Genomic DNA, 25,191 nt, shown 5'->3' on the forward strand with positions numbered 1-25,191 from the left:
TTGAAAATTACTGCCGTCACTTGTGTGAAGAACGAAGGGCCTTTCCTGCTGGAGTGGATCGCATTTCATCAGTGCATCGGCGTCACAGACTTCTTGTTTTATTCCAACGATTGCGATGATGGCACTGATGCGCTGCTGGACGCGCTGGCAGAATTGGGTCACGTAACCCATCTGCCCAACCCCGCAGAGGGGCGCAATTACCAAATGGAAGCGTTGAAGGATGCGAAAAAGCAGGCAGTTGTGCAGGATGCTGATTGGGTCTGGATTGCTGATGTTGATGAATTTCCCAACATCCACGTAGGCGATCATAGCTTTGCTGCTTTGATTGATGCGTGCGGAAATCCGCAAACCATCAGCCTGAATTTCCAGTTCTTCGCCAACAATGATATCGAGGCATTTGAAGACCGCCCCGTGATCAGTCAGTTCAGCCGCAGCCACAACCCCGATCTGTGGTGCGGCGAAGCTGCTATCGAGGTCAAGTCACTCGTCCGACAGGATTTTCCCTTGCATTATTACGGGGCGCACCGCCCGTTTTTCAAACCCAAAGTGAAAAAGAAAAACCGCCCCAGCTGGACAGACGGATCAGGGCGCGATGTGCCGCACAGGTTTCTGGTTGCGGCCAACCCGCGCCGCATCCGCCGTTTTCCCGCCGCAGGGGCGCGCAATTTCGCCACGCTGAACCACTATGCTTTGCGCAGCCTTGATAGCTATCTGGTCAAAAACGATCGGGGCGATGTGAACCGCGAAAACCGTACGTTTGATGACACCTACTGGCGCGAGCGGAATGACCCAGCCTGGGAGGATACCTCTATCCAGCGCTATTTGCCTGCGGTGACGGCGCAAATAAGCGCACTAAAGGCGCAGGGCGATATTGCCGCGCTGCACGATGCTTGTGTTGCGTCCCATATGGCGCGGCGTGATGCCCTGTTGAAACAGGAAAGCTACCGCGAAATGCGCGAACAGTTGCGAAACGCTTCGAAACTGCCGCCACAAGAAGAAGAAATGCTGCGCAAGCTGGGGTTGCTGGAGGAACCTGCGTGAGCACGCTGAAGGTTGTTAATCTGGGATTGCCCAAAACCGGTACGACAAGCCTTGCACGGGCGCTGAAACTGGCGGGCTATCGCGTAGCTGATCACCGCATTCGCGCGCGTCAGACGCAAACGCCCGCCCTGAAAGACGCTTTTGTCGCTGATCTGCTGTATCAGGGCTATTTTCACAGCGGTGATCCGGCACAATTGTTTGAGGATTTTACTGCGTTGACCGAGCTGAGTTGCCTGAGAAAAGGAAAATCACTTTGGCCGCAGATGGATTTTGCGCTGATTGACGCCATCCGGAAGCATCACCCCGATGTCCGGTTCCTCGCCTCGCGGCGTGATAGCTGGAATGTTTCGCAATCCATGCTGGCATGGTCAGATCTGGGCACAGATCGCCTGCCCTCATCAGATATCCCCGGATTGCCCGAGGGCTACGGCGAGACATCACGCGAACGTATCCAGTGGATTGACGGACATTATGCACATTTAGATGCCATTTTTGGGAATGACCCCGCGTTTCTTGAATATAACGTGACCGATGCAGGCTCTCATGCGGCGGTGGCTGCGCATCTTGGATGCCTGCTGCCGTGGTGGGGACATGCCAACGCCAATACCGAACATAAGGCGAGTTGATGCGCATTTATCTACATATCGGCCCCGAAGAGGCCAGCGCTGGTCGGATCCAGTCTGTTCTGGCTGACAAGCGCGAGCATCTGATACGCAAGGGAATTCTGTTCGCGCGCAGCACAGGCAATAAAAATCACACGCGCCTTTTTATGGCCGTTACTGACCCGGGTCATATTGACCCGTTACGCTTTAATCGCGGTTATATCACGCCGCAAAAACAGGCGGTTTTGCGCGATACGGTGATCAGCGATTTAGCCCGCGAAGTGGCATTACACAAACCCGATGCACTAATTCTGTCTTCCGCCCAATTGGGCAGCGCCTTGCGCACCGAATCCGAGCTGGGCCGCCTACGCGATATTCTGACGCCGCTATCGGACGATATCCGCGTTGTGGCCCATGTCGACCTTCCGACAAGGATGCTGGCACGGGCCTATGGCGCGCAAATTCTTGAAGGCCGGGGTCAATCGCTTCAGGCAGAGCTTGATCTGGTCGGCAGTGATGACTGGTGGGGCGAAGCCATCGCGCGCAGTCCGCAAATTGATCCGGCAGCAGGTGTATTTGCAGAGACCCAATCACCCAATCATTGGCTTGATCTGCCAGCGCTGGTTGCGTTTTGGGAGGGCACGTTTGGCAAAGGCCGTGTGCATTTGCACAGCTACGACGAAGACGCGTTTGCCCTGCCGGACGTTACTGAAACCATCTGCAACGCGTTTGATATTGATGCAAGCATCGGCAAGGCGCCCGAAATTACACTGCCCGCACCGGCATCTACTGCGGCTCTCGCGCGGGGCCGCCAGCTAAACGCGCTGATCCTTGATGTGCTTGCGACCCGCCAGCGCATACTGCCCCGCCAGTTGTGGCGCAGCTTTGTGCAGGACGTGGCCGTTGACGGCCCCCCGCTTGACATTGCATCGCTTCATCCGGTTACAAAACATTTTGCCGCCGGTCTGAAAACCTTGCTGAAAGATCACGCGGGGCTGCATCCCGACACCTTCAAAGCACCGCGCGCCCGGGGCAGCTGGGCCGAGGCTGATCCGATGTTCGGTTTCCGCCCCTCGCAATACCTGCTGGGCTATATGTGGCGCATCGATAAAGCCACCCGCGAGGAACAGCAAAAGCGCACTGATGATCTGGCCCGACTGGCCGGAACGGTTGCAAACGCCCCCCTCGCCGAAGCCGCCCCGCGCGCTGAGGACGATGCGCCCGACGGGCTGAGCGCTACGGCGCGCAAATTGATGCCGCCGCTGGCAGTTCAGAATTTTGAAACCCTGCGCAGCTCGTCTTTTGCGCCGCACAATAAAATGGGCTCGGTCAACGAAGAGGAGCTGGCCGCCGCCTATACCCCGATCACACCGCGCGACCTGCCCGAGGGCAACTCCGGCAATGTCATCGTAGGCTGTATGAAAAACGAAGCGCCCTACATTGTTGAATGGGTCGCCTATCACCGCGCGATGGGTATCGACAATTTCCTGATATACACAAACGGTTGCGAAGACGGCACCAGCGAAATTCTGGATCGTTTGCAGGAAATGGGTGTGCTTCAGCATCGCAATAACGATGAGTGGAAAGGCAATTCACCCCAGCAATACGCGTTGAACCAGTCATTGAAAGAGCCGGTGATCAAAAACGCCGAGTGGATCATTCACATTGATGTGGATGAATTTATGAACGTGCGCTGCGGCAACGGGACAGTGCAGGACTTCATCGCAGCCGTACCCGATGCGACCAATGTCGCCATGACATGGCGCATGTTCGGTCATAACGGCATCACCAAGCTCAGCGATGATTTTGTGATTGACCAGTTTGACACATGCGCCCCCAAATTCTGCCCTAAACCGCACACCGTCTGGGGCTTCAAGACGATGTTCAAAAACATCGGCGCATATGAGAAAATCTCGTGCCACCGGCCAAACAAGCTGGACGAAGCATTTGAAAACAAAGTCAAATGGGTGAACGGATCGGGCAAGGATATGACGAAGGAAGTGGCCAAAAACGGCTGGCGCTCTTCGAAAAAATCCGTTGGCTATGACCTGATCCAGCTCAACCATTACGCCCTGCGCTCTGCCGAAAGTTTCCTGATCAAACGCCAGCGGGGGCGCGCGCTGCATGTCGATCGCTCAATCGGGATCAATTACTGGATCCGCATGGATTGGTCCGATTTTCGTGACATCACGATCAAGCGCAACATCCCCCGCCTGCGGCTGGAATATGACCGCCTGATGGCGGATGGCACTCTGCGCCGCTGGCACGAAAGCGGCCTGGACTGGCACCGCGCCAAAGTCGAGGAATTGCACAACAACCCCGAATTCGCCGATCTCTACAAAGAGGCGCTGGCCGTCAAACTGACCGAGACAGAGCGCGTGGCCTATGCACTCGCACTGGATATGGAGAGCTAATGGACACCCAGACCACCACACGCGACCCCTACGTCATGTGCAAGGGCATGAAGTTTCCCAAAGACGGGCAGTTCATAACCGGCAAACTGCGCGCCTCGCTGCGCGACAACAAATATGAGGGGAAGGAAAGTCAGTGCGTGCTGAAACTGGTGCGCGACGAGGACACGGTGATCGAGCTTGGCGCAGGCATCGGCTTTATGTCCACACTCGTGGCCACGCGGCGCAATCTAAAGGGTGTGTTCGCGTTTGAGGCCAACCCCGGCCTGATTCCCTACATCCAGTCCGTTCATGCCGCGAATGATCTGAAAAATGCCCATGTTACCCATGGTATCCTCGGAAAACGCAACGGCAGCACAGATTTCTATGTGCGCAAAAATCTGCTGTCTTCCTCGATGGAACCGCTTGACGGCGACACGGAGGAAAATACCCAGAAGATCAAAGTCGATGTGCTTAACGCCAGTCATGTGTTTAAGGAAATAAAACCCAATATCCTGATCGCGGATATCGAAGGCGCCGAGGCGACATTACTTCCGCATCTCGACCTGAGCGGATTGCGCGGTGCCATGATCGAACTGCACCCGCAACACATCGGCCCCGAAGGCGTGAACGCAGTGTTCAAGGCGATGATGGACGCAGGCCTTGCCTATTATCCGCGCGGCTCGACCCAAAAGGTCGTCTGCTTCCGGCGCGCGTGGTAGGATGACCCATCTTGCCATTCTATGTGTGCGCAACGAAGGCGCATTTCTGCTGGAGTGGCTGGCCCATCACCGCGCAGTGGGGTTCGATCAATTTCTTGTATTTTCAAATGATTGCCAGGACGGCACGGACACCATGCTGGACCGCTTGCAAGAGTTGGGACACGTCACACATATCCGCAACGATGGTCCCTACGACAAGGGCGGCATCCAGTTTACAGCCCTGAAAGCGGCGGCAAAGCTTGATCAGGTCAAGAAAGCCAAATGGATTTTGCCGCTGGATGTGGATGAGTTTGTGAACATCCACTGCGGCGATCATACGCTGGCCGCCCTGCACGCCGCGATCCCCGATGCAACCGCCATCACTCTCACGTGGCGTCTGTTCGGCGCCAACGGGCAGGTCCGCTATACCGATGCACCGGTTCTGGATACTTTCACCCGCGCTGCACCGGCGGTCATGCACTGGCCCTGGCGCGCATCAATGTTTAAAACGCTCTACCGCAACAACGGCATCTACAAAAAGCCGGGCGTGCACCGCCCCCGTGACCCAAACGCAAAGAAAATCGATCAGGCGAAATGGTTCGATGGCAACGGCGCCCGCCTGCCCGACCAGTTTGTGACCAAACGCATCTTTTCGAATTTCGGAAAAGACAATTACGGTCTGGCACAGCTCAACCACTATCCCCTCGGCGCGATGGAAAGCTTTGTGTTGAAGGCGGATCGCGGGCGCGCTGTCCACAGCGATGACCTGCTCGGCCTCGATTATTGGGTCGAACGTAATTTCAACACCGACGAAGACAAAACAATCCAGAGCCTTGCGGCCCCCCGCGCCGCAGCACTAGCCAGCTTGACGGCTGATCCGGCGCTGGCAGAATTACACCGATCCGCCGCAGCATGGCGCAGCGCGCGTTTCGAAATGCTGATGCAAAAGGAACCGTTTCGCGCACTGTTCGGCCGCCTGTTGATGACCCCGCCCTCACAACCCGTTCCGCAGCGGGCAGCACAATTCATGGTGCGTTACGCCAATCTTGCCCGAACAGCAGCGCAAAACCTGCCCTGATCTGGCACGTATTTTCCGTAATTTTGCCCTATTATCACGCTAAAGATCCTCAACAACCCGCGGCACCCAACGCACGCGGGCCAGATTGAGGATGCACAAATGGCCGATGAAAGCTTGAATTTCACGACGTCGCTTGCCGGAATGAAAAAGGCCGACTGGCTTGCCGCGGTTGAAGAACTCTGTGAGGAGGATGGCTATTTCGAACGGCTGGGTAAACGCCATTACGCAGCCTTTATCGAAAAATCGGCAACTCTCCTTGTTACTTTCGAAACGCTGCAAGGCATCCCCGCCTTGTCTTCGCTTGCCCAGCCCCTCGGTTGGGAGATGATGCTTGCGCATGACTGGTCCAGCCTGTGCATCGCGTCTAACGGCGATACATGGTTCCGCGACAAATCCGTTTACGGTTACTTTGACCGCCTGATTGACGACGGGTTCTTTGACGAATTCGAACAGGTTATCTTCTATGGCGCGGGCCCGTGCGGCTATGCTGCCGCCGCCTACTCCGTTGCCTCACCCGAAGCGCGCGTGCTGGCGGTGCAACCCCAGGCCACCCTTGATCCGCGAATTACCGAATGGGACGATCGCTTCACCGATATGCGCCGGATGGATTTCACTTCACGGTACGGTTACGCGCCTGACATGCTGGACGGTGCGACAGCCGCCTATGTGGTTTATGATCCGCGCGAACAGCTGGATGCAATGCACGCTGCCCTGTTCACCCGCCCCAACACCCGCAAATTGCGTCTGCGTCATATGGGAGATGCGATACAGACCGATCTATTGGAAATGGAGCAGCTTGCACCGCTGCTTCTGGCGATAATGGATGACACGCTTGACGATCTGGGTTTTGCCAGAATGATGCGCTCCCGCAGGATGCACCCGCCCTATCTGCGAAATTTGCTTGCCGCACTGGACAAGGACGGGCGCGAGAGTCTGGCACTGGCGCTGGCGCGCAACGTTACTGCGCGGATGCACGCGCCACGGTTTGCACGCCGCCTTGCAGAAGCAAAGCAGACAAACACCGAAGACGACTAGCGCGACCGCGCGCCGCATGTTAGCACGCGGCCCATGACACAAACGCACACGATCCGCCGTCCTGACGACTGGCACCTGCACCTGCGCGATGGCGATATGCTACGCGCCGTGCTTCCGCACACTTCCCGCCATTTTGCCCGCGCAATTATCATGCCCAATCTTGTGCCGCCGGTGGTTACCGCCGCAGATGCGCGCGCTTACCGCGACCGCATTCTGGCCGCCGTGCCAAAGGGTGACGATTTCACCCCGCTGATGACCCTCTATCTGACAGAAGACACCGATCCGGCAGACGTGGCCGCAGCCCATGCCGAAGGCCTGATTACAGCGGTAAAGCTCTATCCCGCAGGCGCCACAACAAATTCCGCATCCGGTGTGGCGGATTTTACCAAGGTTGCCAAAGTACTGGATAAAATGGCGCAAATCGGCTTGCCTCTTTGTACCCACGGCGAAGTCACCGATGCCAGTGTTGATATTTTTGATCGCGAAGAGGTCTTTATCGACCGTGTGCTGGACCCGATCCGCCGCCAACATCCCGATCTGCGCGTGATCATGGAACACATTACCACGTCAAATGCCGTTGATTATGTGCGCGCCAACGACAAGAACCTTGGCGCAACCATCACAACCCATCATCTGGTGATAAACCGGAACCACATTCTAGCCGGCGGGATCAAGCCGCATTATTACTGCTTGCCTGTGGCCAAACGCGAAGAACATCGCCTCGCCCTGCGCGCTGCCGCAACCAGCGGCGATGCACGTTTCTTTCTTGGCACTGATTCCGCGCCGCATACGGATGAAAACAAATTGCTGCCCTGTGGTTGTGCCGGCTGCTTTACCGCCCCCAACACCATGGCGATCCTCGCAGAAGTATTTGAACAGGATGGCGCGCTGGAGCAGCTTGAAGCATTCACATCGCTGAACGGCCCTGCGTTTTACGGCCTTCCCCCGAACGGGGAAACCCTGACATTGGTGCGCGAAACCCCACAGTTTCCGGCACACATCGACACCCCCGATGGCCCTGTAACAGTCTTTGATCCTGCCATGCCGTTGCATTGGACGGCCTGACTTCATTTTTCCAAAAAACCTCCGACGCCAGCCGCACAAAGGACCGCCCGAAATGATCCCTACCACCTATCCCAAAGCGTCCGAAATCGCCCGCCTTACGGCGCGCATGTTGCTGGAAATCGGCGCGGTGAACTTCAATACCGACACGCCCTATACGCTCGCCTCAGGTCTGCCATCGCCCAGTTATATCGATTGTCGCAAACTGATCAGCTATCCGCGCATCCGTAGCACCCTGATGGATTTTCTGACCATCACCGTCATGCGCAACGCGGGGTTTGAGGCATTTGACAACATCGCTGGCGGCGAAACCGCAGGCATCCCGTTTGCGGCGCTCGTAGCTGAACGCATGGCCCTGCCTATGACCTATGTTCGTAAAAAACCCAAAGGCTACGGCAGAAATGCGCGCATCGAGGGCGACATGAGCGAGGGACAGCGTGTGCTGCTGGTCGAAGACCTGACCACTGACGGCGGATCAAAGCTTAGCTTTGTGGATGCAATCCGCGAAACAGGGGCAACCTGCGGCCATACGGCAGTGATATTCTACTACGACATCTTTCCCGAAACGGAAAAGACATTGGGCGATCACGGCGTTGCCCTGCACCACCTGTGTACGTGGTGGGATGTACTGGCCGAAGCAAAAGCGCAAGCAGCTTTCCCCGAAGCGACCCTGAACGAGGTCGAAAAATTCCTGAAATCCCCGCGGGAGTGGCAGGACGCCCGAAAGGGCTGATACCACAGGTTGACGCGCGCGCCCCGATCATCGCAAGATGTGGGAGCGCGTTGGCATCCGGCAGGTTATCCACAAAAACATACAATTTGCGCGCCCCATCCCGCTTCGCTATGACAGCCATGGGCATATTCGGGGGTACGACATGAACGAAATTTCGTCTGTAAACACTACTGGCATCGCAGTTCAGGCTGCGGAAACCATGCCTCATTCGATCGAGGCCGAACAACAGTTGCTCGGCGCGATTCTGACCAACAACGACATCTATGACCGCGTTGCCTCGATCATCGGGCCAAAGCACTTTTACGATCCGGTCCACGCGCGCATTTACGAAATCGCCGCCGCACGCATCGCCAAGAACAATCTCGCCAGCCCGGTTACGCTAAAGGCGTTTATGGAAGATGACGAAGGCCTTCAGGAACTGGGCGGCCCTACATACCTTGCCCGTCTTGCTGGTGCTGCTATTTCCGCGTTTGCCGTGCGCGATTACGCGCAGATGATCTATGATCTGGCCGTGCGCCGTGATCTAATCGCCCTTGGCCGCGACATCGCCGCAAAAGCCGCCACTGTAGATGTCGCAAGCGAGCCGCGCGAACAGATTGTCGAAGCCGAACAAGCGCTCTACAAACTGGCGGAACAAGGTCAGGTAGAAAGCGGATTTCAAAGCTTTCTCAAGGCGGTAACCGACGCTGTTAATGTCGCCAATACAGCCTATCAACGGGATGGCGGCCTGTCGGGTGTTTCAACCGGCCTGATTGATATGGACAAGAAACTAGGCGGTCTTCACCGCTCTGACCTGTTGATCCTTGCGGGGCGTCCGTCGATGGGCAAAACTTCCCTTGCGACGAACATCGCGTTCAACGTGGCCAAGGCGTACAAGCGCGGTCAACTGCCTGACGGGACCGAAGGTGCGATTGATGGTGGCGTTGTCGGGTTCTACTCGCTTGAGATGAGCGCCGAACAGCTTGCCGCGCGCATCCTGTCGGAAGCATCAGAGATTCCGTCCCAGCAAATCCGCTCCGGTGACATGACCGAAGCAGAGTTCCGCCGTTTTGTGGACGCCGCGAAGTCACTCGAGTCCTGTCCGTTGTATATTGATGACACGCCCGCCCTGCCCATTTCGCAGCTGGCCGCACGGGCGCGCAGGCTCAAACGGACACACGGGCTTGATGTGCTTATCATCGACTATCTCCAACTGGTACGCGGCACCGGCAAAAGTGAAAATCGCGTGAACGAAATTTCCGAAATCACGATGGGCCTGAAAGCCATTGCCAAAGAACTCGACATTCCCGTCATCGCCCTGTCCCAGCTATCGCGTCAGGTGGAAAACCGCGAAGACAAACGCCCGCAGCTGAGCGACCTTCGCGAATCCGGCTCGATCGAGCAAGACGCAGATGTGGTGATGTTTGTGTTCCGCGAAGAATACTACAAAGAGCGCGAAAAACCCGGTGATCATGAACTGGATAAAATGGCGATATGGCAGGAAGAAATGGAGCGCCTGCACGCACGCGCCGAGGTTGTCATCGGCAAGCAGCGCCACGGCCCTATCGGCACAGTCGAGCTGAGTTTCGAGGGGAGATTCACTCGTTTTGGCAACCTTGCGAAGCCGTGGCAGCAAGATGGCGACGAACAGGAGTTCTAGCGTCAATCGAGGGCCGCGCTAACCGCGCGGCCCCCACGCTTTATTCCGGTGCTTTTACTTCAAACATCAGCCCCTTTGCCGTGCCTTTTGCGAACCCTTTCCAGTAGGTGTGATCCTCTTTCGCAGTCCCGTCCTCGTTCATTGACCACACACCCTCGTTCGAGTTTTCGACCAGATCAAGGTAGATGCCTTTTTCGGCATCCTCTTTCAGTTGCTGGTCCAGCCACGCAGTTACAAAATGCTGGGCGATGTTGTTCATGCGCGCCGTGTCCCAAACTGGGTCCGAGTAATGCTCTGATATGTCAAAACCCTTGTCTTCGTTGAAATAATAGCTCTCCGCCGGGGCTGGCATCGGCGCACCTGCATTGTGGCCGCCGTTTATATAGGTCAACAGCGCCGTTTCCACACCGCTGACATTCTCCCAAATTGCGCGCACGCCTTTTTCGTAAAGGGATGTGTCATCTTGTGATCCTGCAATAAACAACATGGGGATTTGCACACCGGCCAGACCGTCTGCATCCCAAAACCCTGTGTTCATACCCCAAGGGCCAAAGGCAACGGCGGTTTTGATACGCGGATCGGGCAGCGCGTTATGTGTGTCCGATCCGGCTCGGTGGATGGCAAGGGTGCCATGGGGCGCGCCCCAGCTATACCCCACCGATGCTTCGGTCACGCCGCCACCGGCGGTGATAATAGCGCCATAGCCGCCCATGGAATACCCGATCAGCCCCGTGTTGGCGGCATCAAACAATCCGGCAAACTCTCCGCCCTCAGCTGCTTTTCCGGCCATTTCCTCCAGCACAAACAATTGATCCAGCGAGCGGTTAACCAGCGTGGAGCCAAACGCCGCCTGCGTGCGATACGTACTGTCAGTGTGATCAATAGAGGCCACAACGTAGCCCTTGGATGCAAGGTTTTCCGCCAGATGCGACAGCAGAAAACGGTTCCCCGGATAGCCGTGGCTGATCAGGACCAAGGGGTAAGGCGTATCCGTGGCGGCGGGTTCAGCGTCGCGCATGGCTTTACCCGTCAGCGTGACTTCTGTTGTTCCGTCACGCAAATAGGCTTTTAGTTCGGTTGATCCTGTTGCCCCCTGTGCTGCCGGATACCACATCTCCACTGTCAGAGGGCGGTCAGAGCGCGGTAACTCCGTCGGTTTGTCCGCTGCTGGATCAATCGCCAGAATGTCGATCTGATCTGGATTTACCAACTCAAGCTGGCGCACGCCGACTGGAAAATCACCGTACGCGGCCAGCTGTGGCGCGTTTGGCAATTGTGTATCAATCGGATTTGCTTGTGCCGCACCCGCTGCCATCAGTGCCACAGGCACCAGAGTTTTCATCACGGTATTCATTGTTTTCTCCTCCACTTTTATCTTCACCCTATAGGGCGCGCGCATCCTCACAAGGAATAGTTCGTCTGACGTCACGCTCTTTTGCAGAGCAAAACAAGCGGTCATAATCCCATCGTCAACGATGAAGCGCGATTACGCAAAAATAACAACGGCTTCATCCGGAACGAAATTCTGCTGCCACGCTACGGCTGTGCTGCCAGATACCGCGCCGCCCCCCCGCCGATTGTTCCAAGTACCGACACGCCGTGCTTGACGCCGCCAAGGAACGTGTCAAAACCCGCGTATGAGTGCTGCAACATTAAACATCAATCTGGAGGCAATCGCCGAAAACTGGCGTGCGCTGGCCAAAATCGCCCAAGTCGAAACCGCTGCCGTGGTCAAAGCGAATGCTTACGGTCTGGATGCTGGTCGTGTCGCCCGTCACCTTGCCGCGGCGGGTGCGCGGCAGTTCTTCGTCGCTGTTGCCGAAGAAGGTGTTGCCCTGCGCCGCGCGCTTGGCTCCGGCCCCGCCATTTCCGTTTTTTCTGGCCATATGGCGGGGGATGCGGAAATGATAAAAGGCGCCAACCTGACACCGATGATCAACTCTGTTGATCAAATGCTGCGCCACGTCGAAGCGCTGCCCGCGCATCCCTTCGGGCTGCAACTTGATACAGGGATGAACCGACTGGGGATGGAGCCGGCGGAATGGTCCGCCCTGCGCGACATCGCCCTTGCCCAGAATCCGGTGCTGATCATGTCACATCTTGCCTGCGCCGACACGCCGGACGATCCGATGAACGAATCCCAGCGCGCTGTATTCGAGGACATGACCCAAGGGCTGGATGTGCCGCTATCACTGGCTGCGACCGGGGGGATATTGCTGGGCGCAGATTATCACTATGATATGGTCCGCCCCGGTGTCGGCCTTTACGGTGGCCTGCCCTTCGAACAGGCCCTGCCTGTGGTTACACTGGATATTCCGGTTGTGCAGATCCGCACCGTCGCGACAGGTGAAAAGGTGGGGTATTCAAACGGCTGGACCGCGCCGAATCCTTCAAGAATTGCCACCGTTTCAGCAGGGTACGCTGACGGGTTGATCCGCGCTATGGGGGGCAAGGCCCGAATGCATGCCAACGGTGTGGCTGTCCCTGTGGTGGGCCGTGTGTCGATGGATCTGATCACTGTCGACGTGAGCGAATTGAAAGGCGATCCGGAAACGCTGCAACTGATCGGCGCGCACCAGTCTGTTGATGATGTCGCCGCCTTTGCAGGCACGATCGGTTATGAAATTCTCACCGGACTTGGCGCGCGCTATCACCGCGTTTGGAGTGCATGAAACTGCTGCGCATCGCCAATCTGGCGCTTTTGGTCCTTTACCCCGTGGCATGGTTTGCGCCGTTGATGCGCGCAGGGCTGTTACCACTTTTCGGACTGAGCGAGATTTCCGTGATGACAGGCCTGCAATCGCTATGGGCGTCGGATATATTTCTCGCGCTTGTTGTGACATTGTTCGCGCTGTTCGCGCCCTATCTGAAAACCATCGGTCTGGCGCTGATCCACTATGATCTGCTGAGCCCGCGTGTCGAAAAAGTGCTGGGGTTCATGGGCAAGCTTGCTATGGCCGATATTTTTCTGATTGCACTCTACATTACCCTCACAAAGGGAATCGGCGTAGGTCGGATCGAAGTCGCTTGGGGTCTCTACCTGTTCACCTTCTGCATCATCGCATCCCTGTTAATTAGCTGGAAAACCCAACAATTCCGCGAAAATGCGTCGATTGAGTGACTAAAGAGAAACAATCAGCGTGGTTGTGATCGATTCTTCGTTAATTTTCCCTTTGCAGGCGCCCAAGGGGGCATTACTCTTAATGGTTGCGGGGGTGAGCAAGATTTTGCTTACCATTCCGTCTGGGGATGAATGATGCAACAACTAAAAGCCTTTGGCTTTTTTCTACAATACGTGATGCAGCGTCTTGCAATGTTGTTCTTCGCAGCATGCGCAGCCGCGCTGACGACCGCGACCATTCTGGCGACCTTGGGCTATTGGCAGTGGATCGAACTGCCCTTCAGCTATGCCGGTGAACCTGTCGAAAATGCAGGAATGTATTTACAAATCGCGGCGACCGTACTCGCCGCCGGTATTTGCTTTTTCCTGCCCGCGAACGCGCGCATTATGCAACTCGAAAACTCTCATCGTCGCTTTACGATGTCGATGGATGACGTGGCGCGCGCCTATGGGGCGGTTCACGCCGCCGATCGTGGCCGCACCTTCCAGCTCAGCTCGGAATTTGACGCTGTGCGCGAAAGGCTTGCTTATTTGCGCGATCACCCCGATCTCAGCACCCTGGAGCCTGCCTTGCTCGAAGCAGCCGCGCAGATGAGCCATATCAGCCGCGAACTGGCCGAAGTGTATTCGGACGATAAGATAGCCCGAGCGCGTGATTTTCTCAAACAACGTCAGGAAGAGATAAATCTGTTCAACTCCCGTCTGGAACAGGCCAAATCAATCTCGACCGAGATGAAGCACTGGCTTCACGAAGTAGAGCTCGAAGAAAGCGTCGCAGCCGCCCAACTTGCGCGTCTGACCGAAGAAATGAACGAAATAATGCCACAACTGGGCCGTGAAACCGTTCTGCCGGTTGAAGGCCCTGCAGCTCAGGAAGACGAAGCACCGTTGGACAGTACAGCGCTGGACAACAGCGTTTATGAATTGCCCAAAGCTGCCGAGTAATTCGGGTTTTCCTAGTCGGTTTGTACCAAATAGCGTGAATCGGCGCAGCCCAACACGCCACCTTTGATCTGAACTCTTATCCATTGACCCTTCCTCGACACCATTGTGACACTGTCACCGGGGTAAAACGGCGTCTAATAGCCGTGCTGGTGCCCGACCCTTCGCCCAGGTTCAGGTATCCGTCAGATGTTGATTGAACCGTCTAAACCGTGCCATCCAGATTAATGTAGGTGTATAGATACTTCTCCGCAGACCAGCCGACCTCACCGTCAGGCAGGCGCACACGCAGCCGGTTGCCCCGCTGTTCCGGAAACGTCACAGCATCATCCGCGTATAGCGTTGTGATAATACTGTGCCCTGTCCCCCGTCCGGATCGCAAGTTCAAGAACCCGTCGGACGTCGGCTCAACATAATAGGTTTGGGCAAAAGCCCCCGACGCCAACAGCGACAATCCCGCAGCGGAAAACAGCGCCATCATTTTTGTCCCTCTTTTGTTCTCTTTCCCATTGATCCTTACCTTCGGCCGAGGCATCAACGTGCTATGGCAAAACCAATCAAAAACTTCTCATGCACCAAATGTGCTACAACTTTCCCCAAATGGTCAGGTCGCTGCGATAATTGCGGCGAATGGAACTCTATCCAAGAGGATAAGGGCATCAGCGCTGGCCCACCGTCTAAATCACTGGGCGCGCGGCGTGGCTCTGCGATGGCCCTGATGGACCTCGCCACCGAGGAAGCGCCGCCACCGCGCACCATGTCGGGGCTGGGCGAGCTTGACCGCGTTTTGGGCGGTGGTCTGGTGGCGGCGTCGGCTATCTTGGTGGGCGGCGATCCCGGGATCGGGAAATCCACCCTGTTGTTACAAGCCGCAGCTGCCTTTGCAAATCAGGGCCTTAAGGTTGTCTATATCTCGGGTGAGGAAGCCTCGGCGCAGGTGCGCATGCGCGCGCAGCGCCTCGGCCTGTCGGATGCGACCGTAAGGCTGGGCGCGGAAACCAACTTGCGCGATATTCTTACCACGCTGGACAAAGAACGCCCACATCTGGCGATCATCGATTCGATCCAGACCATGTGGGCCGACAATGTCGAAAGCGCGCCGGGGTCAGTATCTCAGGTGCGCGCGGCCAGTCACGAATTGACGTCTTTCGCCAAGCGCACAGGCACGTCGGTGGTGTTGGTCGGTCACGTTACCAAAGAGGGCCAGATCGCAGGGCCGCGCGTGGTCGAACACATGGTTGATACAGTCCTCTACTTTGAGGGAGAGCGCGGCCACCCCTTCCGTATCCTGCGCTCGGTCAAAAACCGTTTTGGTCCTGCCGACGAAATCGGTGTGTTTGAGATGACTGGCCGTGGTCTGGCCGAAGTCACAAACCCCTCTGCCCTGTTCCTGTCAGAGCGCGGCCAACCCGCCGCCGGATCGGTTGTGTTTGCCGGAATTGAAGGCACCCGCCCTGTGCTGGTTGAGATACAGGCGCTTGTTGCGCCCTCTCCCCATTCTCAGGCGCGCCGTACTGTTGTCGGCTGGGATGGGGGGCGTCTGGCGATGATTTTGGCAGTGCTGGAAGCGCGCTGCGGGATTCCTTTTGCGGGGCTGGATGTGTACCTGAACGTTGCCGGAGGCATGAAAATATCAGAGCCGGCTGCCGATCTGGCCGTGGCTTGCGCGCTTTTAAGCGCACGCGAAGACACAGCATTACCCGCAGAGACCGTTGTATTTGGGGAACTTAGCCTGTCAGGTGCCCTTCGCCCTGCCACGCAGACCGAAAACAGGTTGAAAGAAGCGCAAAAACTTGGTTTTACCTCCGCAATAGCGCCCCAAGGTGGAAAAGCTGTGGAGGTTGAAGGCATCGCCCTGCGCCCCATGGCAGACCTGACCGCATTTGTGGGCGAAATATTCGGCGCCGGATAACGCGCCCCCAAGAAAGGCAAGACGAGCATGGAAGGTTTTACCATCATTGATGGCGTGGTGGCATTGGTCATTGTGATGTCAGCGCTGCTTGCCTACGGGCGCGGGTTTGTACGCGAATTGATGGCAATTGTCGGCTGGATCGCAGCCGCCGTGCTGGCCTATTTGTTTGCACCACAGGTCGAACCGCTGGTCCGTGAAATTCCCGTAATTGGTGAATTTCTGGCCGACAGCTGCGAATTGTCGATCATCGGGGCGTTTACGTTGGTTCTTGCGATTACATTGGTTGTTGTATCGCTGTTCACGCCGCTGTTTTCTTCGCTTGTGCAACGCTCGATCTTCGGCGGTTTCGATCAGGCGCTCGGGTTTATCTTTGGTGTCGCGCGCGGCATCCTGTTGGTTGCAATCGCGTTTTTTGTCTATTCCACCGTGATTACCGGCCAGCAGTTTACCATGGTGGACGAAAGCCGCTCGGCGCAGGTGTTTGGCCGCTTCGGCGAGCGCATCCAGAACTCCGATCCCGATCAGGCTCTTGGCTGGATCACCAGCCGCTACGAAGCACTTGTTTCCAGTTGTTCCGAAAACTGAGGCTGTTCGCGCTCTCGACAGGAACTGGTGCCACCGGTCCCGCGCATGTCGGAAACGGTGGTGCGGGCCCTTTGCATGATGATCACGTTATCGTGGCAACTATATAACATCAGCTAAAAGGCGACATTGACAGGTGACTCTCCTCGCGGAGTTTCGTAAGAGGTCCTTATCCCTTGTCGGTTGCAGGAGCGCTCACTTGTCCCATACCCCGCCCAAGACAATGCCCCCCGCCCATCCTTTTGACACATCCTATCTGTCTGATGGCGGTGACGATGATAAGCTAAAAGAGGAATGCGGCGTTTTCGGCGTTGTCGGTGTCGCTGATGCCGCCAGTTTTGTGGCCCTCGGGATGCATGCATTGCAGCACCGCGGTCAGGAAGCAGGCGGAATCGTCACCTATGATGCCGAAGCCGGTTTCCAGTCGGCCCGCCGTTTCGGCTATGTGCGCGACAGTTTCACCAGTCAGAAAGTGATGGAAACATTGCCCGGTCCTATTGGCATAGGGCATGTGCGCTATTCTACGGCAGGCAGCAAAGGGCAGACCGCCATTCGCGATGTGCAGCCCTTCTTTGGCGAATTTGCGATGGGTGGTGCGGCAATTGCCCATAACGGGAATATCACCAACGCCAATGCCTTGCGACGCGAATTGATCGAGCGTGGCTCGATCTTTCAGTCTTCGTCGGACAGCGAATGTATCATTCACCTGATGGCACGTTCCTTGCAACGCAACATCCCCGAACGGATGGAAGATGCCCTGCGCCGTGTCGAAGGCGCGTTTTCTGTTGTCGCCATGACGCGCACGAAACTGATCGGTGTGCGCGATCCCTTGGGTGTGCGCCCGCTGGTGTTGGGCAAAATCGGAGACGGATGGGCGCTCAGCTCGGAAACCTGCGCGCTGGACATCATCGGCGCCGAGTTCGTGCGAGAGATCAAGCCGGGCGAAATGGTGGTCATCACCGAAAAAGGCGTGTTGAGCCATTTCCCTTTCCGCCCGCAACCCTCCAAGTTTTGCATCTTTGAACACGTGTATTTTTCGCGCCCCGATAGCATCCTGGGCGGGCGCTCTGTCTATGAAACCCGCGAGGCAATTGGCCGCGAATTGGCCAAAGAAGCCCCTGTCGACGCGGATCTGGTCTGTCCTGTACCTGATTCCGGTACCCCTGCGGCCATCGGCTATAGCCTGCAAAGCGGTATCCCCTACGCAATGGGCATTATTCGCAACCAATATATGGGTCGCACATTCATCGAGCCGACAGAAAGCATCCGCAACATGGGGGTGCGTTTGAAACTGAACGTCAACCGCGCGCTGGTGCGGGGCAAGCGGATCATTCTGGTCGACGATTCTGTTGTGCGTGGCACGACCAGCCGCAAAATCAAAGAAATGATTCTTGATGCGGGCGCCGCCGAAGTCCATTTCCGCATCGCGTCACCCCCTACGGCTTGGCCCTGTTTTTACGGCGTCGACACCCCCGACCGTGACAAACTGCTGGCCGCGACCATGTCGGAGGATGAAATGAAGGATCATCTCGGCGTGGACAGCCTCAAGTTTATTTCGCTGGATGGCCTGTACCGCGCCGTCGGCGAAAGCGAGGGCCGCAACAAATCCTGTCCGCAATATTGCGATGCCTGTTTCTCGGGTGAATATCCGGTCACACCGTCTGACAAGGTCGAAGACGGATTTCAGATGAAACCGGCGGCAGAGTGATCTCGCAAGCGCGTCTGCTGACACTTGATGTCAGTAGGACGTGCTAGTTTAGTGCAATGACACAATTCTTTGCAGAAACCATTGGGCAATGGCCATTAGCAGCACGCGATCAATTTAACGAAATGCGCGCGCTGATTCTTTTAGCCGCGTTAGATGCCAATGTCGGCCCGCTTGAAGAAAGCCTGAAATGGGGCCAGCCCGCGTGGCGGCCAAAACGCGCCCGACAGGGCAGCACACTCCGGCTGAACTGGCAGGACAATTCGCCGCACACTATTGTACTGTTTGTTGACTGCAAAACCAATATCAGCGCGACCATTCACGAAATCTACCCGACTGATTTTGAGTATGAATCGGGCCGCGCGTTGCGACTGACACTCGGCGCCCCCCTGCCCGTTCAGGCAATTGACCACCTTGCGCGGATCACTTTCACTTACCACCTCAAATCCTGACGGCGCAGTTCCGCGCATCACTTGGCAACGCTTTGCCGAGCGCGGTACTTCCCCCTTTCCCCCGCAGCAAGACAATCATAGCTCCGCCAATGAAATACTTGATGGAGGAGCTGTCATGTCCACCAATACCCCCCAAGCCGACACCGGCACGCCTACACCACCCGAAGTTGAAAAGCTGGCCACTCAAGAAGTCCGACTGGACCAGACCGCACTTATCGGCATTTTCGGATCAAGCGACACCTTGAAAGCAATGATACGCCTGCCGCGCGGTGACACGCAGACTGTCACTGTTGGCGACCGTGTCGCCGGTGGCACCGTTATGGCGATCGGCGAGGATCAACTGGTGCTTTCGCGCAGAGGTACACAAAAGGTTATGCGCCTGCCAACCAGCTAGTGCCCCTTGACGCCGCGCAGTCCGCCGCGCATATCCCTGCTATGACACAAACTGCATTAATCACAGGCGCCTCGCGCGGCCTTGGTGCCGCGCTGGCAGAGGCGTTGGCCCCGCAATATCACATCATCGCAGTGGGCCGGACCGTTGGCGCACTCGAAGAGCTGGACGACCGGATCAAGGCCAAAGGCGGCAGTGCAACGCTTGCGCCGATGAACATCACGGAGGCCGGTGCGATGCAGACCCTGTGCCGTGGGATCCATGACCGCTGGGGCAAGCTTGATCTGTGGATGCACACCGCGGTGCATGCCGCCCCGCTGACACCGACTGACCATATCGATACAAAAGACCTTGAGAAATCGATCGAAGGCAACATCACAGCAACTGCGATGCTGATCAATTATGTCTCGCCCCTGCTGGCGCAGACCGGTCATGCGGTGTTCTTCGAAGACCCGATTGCAGGCAACAAGTTCTATGGCAGCTATGGCGCAACCAAAGCCGCGCAAATTGCCTTGGCGCGCAGTTGGCAGAACGAAACAGTGCGGATCGGTCCGCGGGTCGACATCGTTACCCCGAACCCGATGCCCACCGCAACCCGCGCGCGTTTTTTCCCCGGCGAGGATCGCACACCGCTGCACGATATCCACGAAGAGGCCGCGCGCCTGCTGGCAACACTTCAGAAATAACGGCGCCCTTGCTTGCCCGAATGCGACGCCTCGCTTATCAAGGCGAAAAGGGGCAATTTCATGCGTATTCTGATCACTAACGACGATGGCATCAATGCCCCGGGCCTAAAGGTGCTGGAGGGCATTGCCACAGCGCTTGCGGGGCCGAAAGGCGAACTCTGGACAGTGGCCCCCGCGTTCGAGCAATCCGGCGTCGGTCATTGCATCAATTACACCAAGCCGACCCTGATCACAGAACTGGCCCCGCGCCGCTTTATGATCGAGGGCAGTCCGGCAGATTGCATCCTTTGCGCGCTGTACGATCCGATGAAGGATGCCCGGCCCGATCTAATCCTGTCCGGTGTGAACCGCGGCAATAACGCGTCGGAGAACACGCTTTATTCCGGCACAATCGGCGCCGCAATTGAGGGTGCGTTACAGGGTGTTCCCTCAATCGCGTTATCGCAGTTCTATGGTCCCGCGAACCGCGACCTGGATGATCCGTTTGAGGCCGCAGTTGTCCACGGCGTCGATGTTTGCCGGCGCATCCTTGCGCAGAAATCACCGGCAGCAAACGGCTATAGCGTGTTCTGGAATGTTAACTTTCCCCCTGTCGCTGCTGCAAACGTCAAGGGGCTGCGCGTCGCGCCGCAAGGCCGCAGGCCCGGAGTGAATTTTTCAACTGTGCCCCATGACGCGCCTAACGGGCGGCGCTTTTTGTGGATCACAGGCGGCAATCAGCAGATCCCGCCCGCAGCGGGATCTGATGCTGCAGTGAATCTCGAGGGTTATATTTCTGTCACGCCGATGCGAGCCGACCTCACGGCACATGACACTTTTGCAGACATTACGGATCTGAACACATGAACGATGGCTCCCCCGAGGAAATCGAAGCCGAACGCAAGATGCAGTTTCTCTACGCCCTGCGCTCTAAGGGTGTCACCGACAAAAAGGTACTCGAAGCGATGGAGGCGATTGATCGCGGCCCCTTTATCCGCGGTTTGTTTGCCGGACGCGCCTACGAGGATATGCCTCTGCCCATCGCCTGCGGCCAGACCATCAGCCAACCCTCTGTCGTCGGGCTGATGACGCAGGCGCTGGAAATCACACCGCGTGACAAGGTCCTCGAAATCGGGACCGGATCAGGCTATCAGGCGGCTATTCTTTCAAAACTGGCACGGCGCGTCTACACTATCGACCGCCACCGCCGCCTTGTGAATGAAGCGCGCATCGTGTTCGAAGCGCTGGATCTCAACAACATTACCGCCATCACCGCCGATGGCAGCCATGGTCTTCCCGAGCAGGCCCCGTTTGACCGCATCATCGTGACCGCCGCCGCCGAAGATCCCCCCAGCCCGCTGCTTGCGCAGCTTAAGGAAGGCGGGATTATGGTGCTTCCGGTTGGGCAATCGGACGCGGTACAGCACCTGATCCGTGTCCGAAAAACCGCTGCCGGACTAGAATATGACGAAATGCGCGCAGTTCGCTTTGTTCCGCTCCTCGAAGGGTTGGGTAAAGACACATAGTCTGGTATATTTTCGCAAAATTCCGGGCACACGGAACGGGCAGTGACAAGGACTCCAGTAATGAAATTTCTGAACACGCGCGGCGTAACCCGCTTCTCTCTACTTGCAGGCGCGGCCTGCATTGGATTATCGGGATGCGCAAAGCCGCTTGATTTCGATCTGCGCGGTCTCGGTGGCGGTTTCACCACGGCCAATGCCGCACAAGCACCGCTTGCGACGCGCCCGCAACCCGATGATCGCGGAGTGATCTCATACCCGAATTATCAGGTCGCCGTTGCACGGCGCGGCGACACGCTCGCTGATGTCGCCCGCCGTATCGGGCTGGACACAAACGCACTTGCCAAATTCAATGGAATTGATCCTTTCGTGACCCTGCGCAAGGATGAAATCATCGCCCTGCCCACCCGCGTGGCTGAACCATCCCCCGCAACAGGTGCCGCCGCCACCGGACCAATCAAACCGGTCGACATTACTTCTGTCGCCGGCGATGCGATCGCGCGCGCGCCCGCAACACCCGGGGTTCAAACAACCGCACTGGCCCCCGCAAACACACCCAAAACGCAAACCGGCAAAGAACCGGTGCGCCACAAGGTCGAACGCGGCGAAACCGCATTCACAGTTGCGCGACTTTATTCAGTGCCGGTCAAGGATCTGGCTCAATGGAACGGTTTGGGCGCAGATTTCGCCATCCGTGAAGGCCAGTTCTTGTTGATTCCCGTACCGACACAAAACCCGCCGAAAATTGCTCCGTCGAAGACCGAAACGGCCACACCGCTGCCTGGAGAAGGGTCAAGCACACCCACTCCCCCCTCCGCAACCAAGCCTCTACCGGCAGAAAAGGTAGCACCCGCCAAACCTGCAACGACAGCTGCCGCTCCGACACCCGAAACCACCGCAGTAGAAAAGCCTGCGAAACCCGTAGCCGACGTGGGGAAAACCACAAAACCCGCTTCATCCGGCAAACTGGTACGCCCCGTAAACGGCACCATTATACGTGAATACGCTAAAGGTAAAAACGAAGGTATCAACATCAAGGCCGCCGCCGGCACAGCAGTAAAAGCAGCAGACGCCGGAACCGTCGCCGCCATCACCAAAAGCGCGGATGGCGTGCCCATCGTTGTCGTGCGCCACGGCGGCAACCTGCTGACCGTCTATGCAAATGTTACCGATGTTGCGGTCAAGAAAGGCGATTCAGTTTCGCGTGGCCAGAACATCGCAAAACTACGCGGCGGATCAGACTCCTTTGTTCACTTCGAAGTGCGAAAGGGCTTCGACAGCGTCGATCCTAATCCCTACCTGAATTGAACCCTATCTCTTTTGGCCGAAAATATCCCGGGGAGTCTCTGGCCATCGGCCAGAGACGGGGCGGCGCCCCACCTTAGTGCAACGCCACGCCGCGCCGTCCCGCAAGATCGGTAAAATACTGCCATGCCACGCGTCCCGACCGGCTGCCGCGTGTGGCCTGCCACTCAATCGCTTCGGCGCGCAGGGTGTCGTCATCGATTTCCACACCATGGGCATCGCAGTAACCGCGGATCATCGCCAGATATTGATCCTGATCGCAGGCATGAAATCCCAGCCACAGCCCGAAACGGTCGGACAATGAAACTTTCTCCTCAACTGCTTCAGCAGGATTAATCGCTGATCCACGCTCGTTTTCGATCATGTCACGCGGCATCAAATGGCGGCGGTTCGATGTCGCATACAGCACCACGTTTTCCGGCCGCCCCTCAATCCCTCCATCCAGCACGGCTTTTAGTGATTTGTAATGTGCGTCATCGTGGCCAAAACTCAGATCGTCACAATAAAGGATGAACCGTTCCGGGGCACCGCGTAGCAGGTTCAGCAACCGCCCGACAGAAGGCAAATCCTCGCGCTGCAATTCCACCATCTTCAAATCAGGGTAATCTTGTTGAAGTGCGCCGTGTACAGCCTTGACGAGGCTTGATTTTCCCATGCCCCGCGCACCCCAAAGAAGTGCATTATTTGCGGGATACCCACCAGCGAACTGGGCCGTATTCTGCAACAGGGTATCACGCGCCCGCTCTACTCCCAGCAACAACGAAATATCAATCCGCGCTACTTGCGACACCGGCTCCAGACGGTCGGGTCCTGTATGCCAGACAAACGCAGATGCAGACGAAAAATCCGGAGCGGCAAGCGGCGCGGGCGCAATCCGCTCCAGCGCCGCCGCTATCCGGTCCATCGGATCGTCAATCATATGTCTCGGTCCTTGGATTCTGTCTCCTCGACAATCGGATCATCATATTCCATCTCGTCGGACATGGCCTCGAAATCCGCCTCGTCCTCATCATCGTAATACCCGTCTGCCCGCAGTTGCGCTTCGCGCTTCGCGTCTACACGACTGACAAGGAAAATCGAAACCTCGTACAATCCATAGACAACCACAAACAGTATCAGCTGGGTGACAACATCAGGAGGCGTGACCAATGCCGCGAGCAGCAAAATCCCGACCAGCGCATATTTGCGCACATTGCGCAGCCCCTCTGCCGTGACCAGCCCCGCCTTGCCCATCAGGGTCAACAACACGGGAAGCTGGAAACAAAGACCAAAAGCAACGATCATTTTCAGCGTGATATCAAGGCTTTCATTCACCTTGCCGTTGAACACAATATCGATGCCTGTTGTCTTCACCTCTCCGGTTGCGATCATTGCCGACAGATATGACGCCGCATCCGAAAACCCGAGGAAAAACTGCATCGCCAGCGGAACAACAACGTAATGCGCAAACGCCGCCCCCATCAGAAACAGAACAGGCGACGCGATCAGAAACGGCAGAAACGCGTTTTTCTCCTGTTTGTAGAGGCCCGGTGCAACAAACCGCCAAAGCTGCGTTGCGATCACCGGAAAACTGACAGCAAGGCCGCCCACCATAGAAATCCGGATCAGCGTAAAGAAATACTCCTGCGGCGCAGTATATTGCATCACAGGATTGGGGTTGCCCAGATTGCGCATGGTATTTTCAATCGGCACCAGCAGGAAATCAAGGATCGCACTGCCGAACGAAAAGCAGATGATCATCCCCACCACAAACGCCAGCACCGATCGGATGAGGCGCGTGCGAAGCTCTGCCAGATGTTCGATCAGCGGCGCTGCGCTGTCGTCAATGTCGTTGTCACTGGCCGTCATGTATCTGCCTTCTTCTCGCTCAGGCTTTCATTCAGCGTGGCTTCCAGTTCTTCCGCCTTGGCCATCGCCTCTTTTGCCTCACGCGCCTTGCGCTCTGCTGCGGCGCGCGCGGTGCTTGCCTGAATGCGTTTGGCATTCTCCGCACGCTCTGCCGACAGTTTTCCCGTCTCGCTGGTCGGGTCCAGATCGGTCAGCGAACTTGCCGCGTCCTTTACTCCGTCCATCGCCGTGCCGATGGGGTTGCTTGCCGCTTTCAACGATTTGCTCAGCCCGTCGGTCACTTCACGCACCCCCGACTGGTCGGCAGCATCGTTCATGGCGCTGGAAAACTCCCGCGCCATCCCCTTGGCCTTGCCCACAAACTGGCCGACGCGGCGAAACATCACCGGCAAATCTTTGGGGCCAACAACGATCAACGCCACAACCCCGACCACCAGCATTTCGGTCATGCCAAGATCGAACAT

26 protein-coding genes are annotated in these 25,191 nt (G+C 57.0%); 21 read left to right on the forward strand and 5 right to left on the reverse strand.

Annotated elements, in window-relative coordinates:
- The 9 genes from OS189_RS07565 (at nt 1) to OS189_RS07605 (ending at nt 10,281) form a co-directional block, all read left to right on the forward strand.
- On the forward strand, nt 1-1,041 hold the full coding sequence (locus tag OS189_RS07565; RefSeq protein WP_267167007.1) for a glycosyltransferase family 2 protein: 1,041 nt from the start codon (nt 1-3) through the stop codon (nt 1,039-1,041).
- Nucleotides 1,038-1,667 carry a sulfotransferase gene (locus tag OS189_RS07570; protein ID WP_267166691.1) on the forward strand — a complete coding sequence of 210 codons (630 nt, stop codon included), beginning with the start codon at nt 1,038-1,040 and terminating at the stop codon, nt 1,665-1,667. The genes OS189_RS07565 and OS189_RS07570 overlap by 4 nt, the downstream gene beginning before the upstream one ends.
- Complete coding sequence (locus OS189_RS07575; RefSeq protein ID WP_267166692.1) at nt 1,667-4,057, forward strand: glycosyltransferase family 2 protein; 2,391 nt, start codon at nt 1,667-1,669, stop codon at nt 4,055-4,057. The genes OS189_RS07570 and OS189_RS07575 overlap by 1 nt, the downstream gene beginning before the upstream one ends.
- On the forward strand, nt 4,057-4,755 hold the full coding sequence (locus OS189_RS07580) for an FkbM family methyltransferase (protein WP_267166693.1): 699 nt from the start codon (nt 4,057-4,059) through the stop codon (nt 4,753-4,755). Before OS189_RS07575 ends, OS189_RS07580 begins: the two co-directional genes overlap by 1 nt.
- A gap of 1 nt (nt 4,756) precedes the next feature.
- Complete coding sequence (locus OS189_RS07585; protein WP_267166694.1) at nt 4,757-5,812, forward strand: glycosyltransferase family 2 protein; 1,056 nt, start codon at nt 4,757-4,759, stop codon at nt 5,810-5,812.
- A gap of 99 nt (nt 5,813-5,911) precedes the next feature.
- Entirely contained in the window at nt 5,912-6,847 is a 936-nt protein-coding gene (locus OS189_RS07590; RefSeq protein ID WP_267166695.1) for a phosphoadenosine phosphosulfate reductase, read from the forward strand.
- Nucleotides 6,848-6,880: 33 nt separating this feature from the next.
- Nucleotides 6,881-7,912 (forward strand): dihydroorotase, encoded by a 1,032-nt coding sequence (gene pyrC, locus OS189_RS07595; RefSeq protein WP_267166696.1) that lies wholly within the window; start codon nt 6,881-6,883, stop codon nt 7,910-7,912.
- Between the two features lie 52 nt (nt 7,913-7,964).
- Nucleotides 7,965-8,642 carry an orotate phosphoribosyltransferase gene (locus tag OS189_RS07600; RefSeq protein WP_267166697.1) on the forward strand — a complete coding sequence of 226 codons (678 nt, stop codon included), beginning with the start codon at nt 7,965-7,967 and terminating at the stop codon, nt 8,640-8,642.
- 142 nt (nt 8,643-8,784) lie between these two features.
- On the forward strand, nt 8,785-10,281 hold the full coding sequence (locus OS189_RS07605; protein ID WP_267166698.1) for a replicative DNA helicase: 1,497 nt from the start codon (nt 8,785-8,787) through the stop codon (nt 10,279-10,281).
- 40 nt (nt 10,282-10,321) lie between these two features.
- On the opposite strand, the gene OS189_RS07610 is transcribed toward OS189_RS07605, so the two are convergent.
- On the reverse strand, nt 10,322-11,635 hold the full coding sequence (locus tag OS189_RS07610) for an alpha/beta hydrolase family protein (RefSeq protein WP_416237465.1): 1,314 nt from the start codon (nt 11,633-11,635) through the stop codon (nt 10,322-10,324).
- Between the two features lie 283 nt (nt 11,636-11,918).
- On the opposite strand from OS189_RS07610, the gene alr reads away from it, so the two are divergent.
- The 3 genes from alr to OS189_RS07625 all read left to right on the forward strand — a co-directional run bounded on the left by alr (nt 11,919) and on the right by OS189_RS07625 (nt 14,347).
- The gene (gene alr, locus OS189_RS07615) at nt 11,919-12,953 is read left to right on the forward strand and encodes an alanine racemase (RefSeq protein WP_267166699.1); all 1,035 of its coding nucleotides are present in this window, start codon (nt 11,919-11,921) and stop codon (nt 12,951-12,953) included.
- The gene (locus OS189_RS07620) at nt 12,950-13,402 is read left to right on the forward strand and encodes a paraquat-inducible protein A (RefSeq protein ID WP_267166700.1); all 453 of its coding nucleotides are present in this window, start codon (nt 12,950-12,952) and stop codon (nt 13,400-13,402) included. Before alr ends, OS189_RS07620 begins: the two co-directional genes overlap by 4 nt.
- A 135-nt stretch (nt 13,403-13,537) precedes the next feature.
- Complete coding sequence (locus tag OS189_RS07625; RefSeq protein WP_267166701.1) at nt 13,538-14,347, forward strand: DNA repair protein; 810 nt, start codon at nt 13,538-13,540, stop codon at nt 14,345-14,347.
- A gap of 202 nt (nt 14,348-14,549) precedes the next feature.
- On the opposite strand, the gene OS189_RS07630 is transcribed toward OS189_RS07625, so the two are convergent.
- The gene (locus tag OS189_RS07630; protein WP_267166702.1) at nt 14,550-14,822 is read right to left on the reverse strand and encodes an SH3 domain-containing protein; all 273 of its coding nucleotides are present in this window, start codon (nt 14,820-14,822) and stop codon (nt 14,550-14,552) included.
- Between the two features lie 66 nt (nt 14,823-14,888).
- On the opposite strand from OS189_RS07630, the gene radA reads away from it, so the two are divergent.
- The 9 genes from radA to OS189_RS07675 all read left to right on the forward strand — a co-directional run bounded on the left by radA (nt 14,889) and on the right by OS189_RS07675 (nt 22,882).
- On the forward strand, nt 14,889-16,256 hold the full coding sequence (radA, locus tag OS189_RS07635; protein ID WP_267166703.1) for a DNA repair protein RadA: 1,368 nt from the start codon (nt 14,889-14,891) through the stop codon (nt 16,254-16,256).
- Between the two features lie 27 nt (nt 16,257-16,283).
- Nucleotides 16,284-16,841, forward strand: a complete 558-nt coding sequence (locus OS189_RS07640; protein WP_267166704.1) for a CvpA family protein — start codon at nt 16,284-16,286, stop codon at nt 16,839-16,841.
- A 220-nt stretch (nt 16,842-17,061) separates the two neighbouring features.
- Entirely contained in the window at nt 17,062-18,546 is a 1,485-nt protein-coding gene (gene purF / locus OS189_RS07645) for an amidophosphoribosyltransferase (RefSeq protein WP_267167009.1), read from the forward strand.
- A gap of 122 nt (nt 18,547-18,668) precedes the next feature.
- Nucleotides 18,669-18,995, forward strand: a complete 327-nt coding sequence (locus tag OS189_RS07650) for a hypothetical protein (protein WP_267166705.1) — start codon at nt 18,669-18,671, stop codon at nt 18,993-18,995.
- Between the two features lie 115 nt (nt 18,996-19,110).
- Nucleotides 19,111-19,389, forward strand: a complete 279-nt coding sequence (locus OS189_RS07655; RefSeq protein WP_267166706.1) for a pilus assembly protein PilZ — start codon at nt 19,111-19,113, stop codon at nt 19,387-19,389.
- Between the two features lie 41 nt (nt 19,390-19,430).
- On the forward strand, nt 19,431-20,072 hold the full coding sequence (locus tag OS189_RS07660) for an SDR family NAD(P)-dependent oxidoreductase (RefSeq protein WP_267166707.1): 642 nt from the start codon (nt 19,431-19,433) through the stop codon (nt 20,070-20,072).
- A gap of 60 nt (nt 20,073-20,132) precedes the next feature.
- Nucleotides 20,133-20,918 (forward strand): 5'/3'-nucleotidase SurE, encoded by a 786-nt coding sequence (surE, locus tag OS189_RS07665; protein ID WP_267166708.1) that lies wholly within the window; start codon nt 20,133-20,135, stop codon nt 20,916-20,918.
- On the forward strand, nt 20,915-21,577 hold the full coding sequence (locus OS189_RS07670; RefSeq protein ID WP_267166709.1) for a protein-L-isoaspartate(D-aspartate) O-methyltransferase: 663 nt from the start codon (nt 20,915-20,917) through the stop codon (nt 21,575-21,577). The genes surE and OS189_RS07670 overlap by 4 nt, the downstream gene beginning before the upstream one ends.
- A gap of 60 nt (nt 21,578-21,637) precedes the next feature.
- Complete coding sequence (locus tag OS189_RS07675; RefSeq protein WP_267166710.1) at nt 21,638-22,882, forward strand: peptidoglycan DD-metalloendopeptidase family protein; 1,245 nt, start codon at nt 21,638-21,640, stop codon at nt 22,880-22,882.
- A 73-nt stretch (nt 22,883-22,955) separates the two neighbouring features.
- Here the strand turns inward: OS189_RS07675 and OS189_RS07680 are convergent, their stop codons facing one another.
- Genes OS189_RS07680 through tatB form a run of 3 tightly spaced genes read right to left on the reverse strand, consistent with a single transcriptional unit; the run spans nt 22,956 to nt 25,191 of the window.
- A complete protein-coding gene (locus OS189_RS07680) occupies nt 22,956-23,798 on the reverse strand; it encodes an ATP-binding protein (RefSeq protein WP_267166711.1) in 843 nt (280 codons plus the stop codon).
- Nucleotides 23,795-24,727 (reverse strand): twin-arginine translocase subunit TatC, encoded by a 933-nt coding sequence (gene tatC, locus OS189_RS07685; protein ID WP_267166712.1) that lies wholly within the window; start codon nt 24,725-24,727, stop codon nt 23,795-23,797. The genes OS189_RS07680 and tatC overlap by 4 nt, the downstream gene beginning before the upstream one ends.
- Nucleotides 24,724-25,191, reverse strand: a complete 468-nt coding sequence (tatB, locus tag OS189_RS07690) for a Sec-independent protein translocase protein TatB (protein ID WP_267166713.1) — start codon at nt 25,189-25,191, stop codon at nt 24,724-24,726. The genes tatC and tatB overlap by 4 nt, the downstream gene beginning before the upstream one ends.

This window comes from Sulfitobacter sp. F26169L (assembly GCF_026410285.1).
Lineage (GTDB): Bacteria > Pseudomonadota > Alphaproteobacteria > Rhodobacterales > Rhodobacteraceae > Sulfitobacter.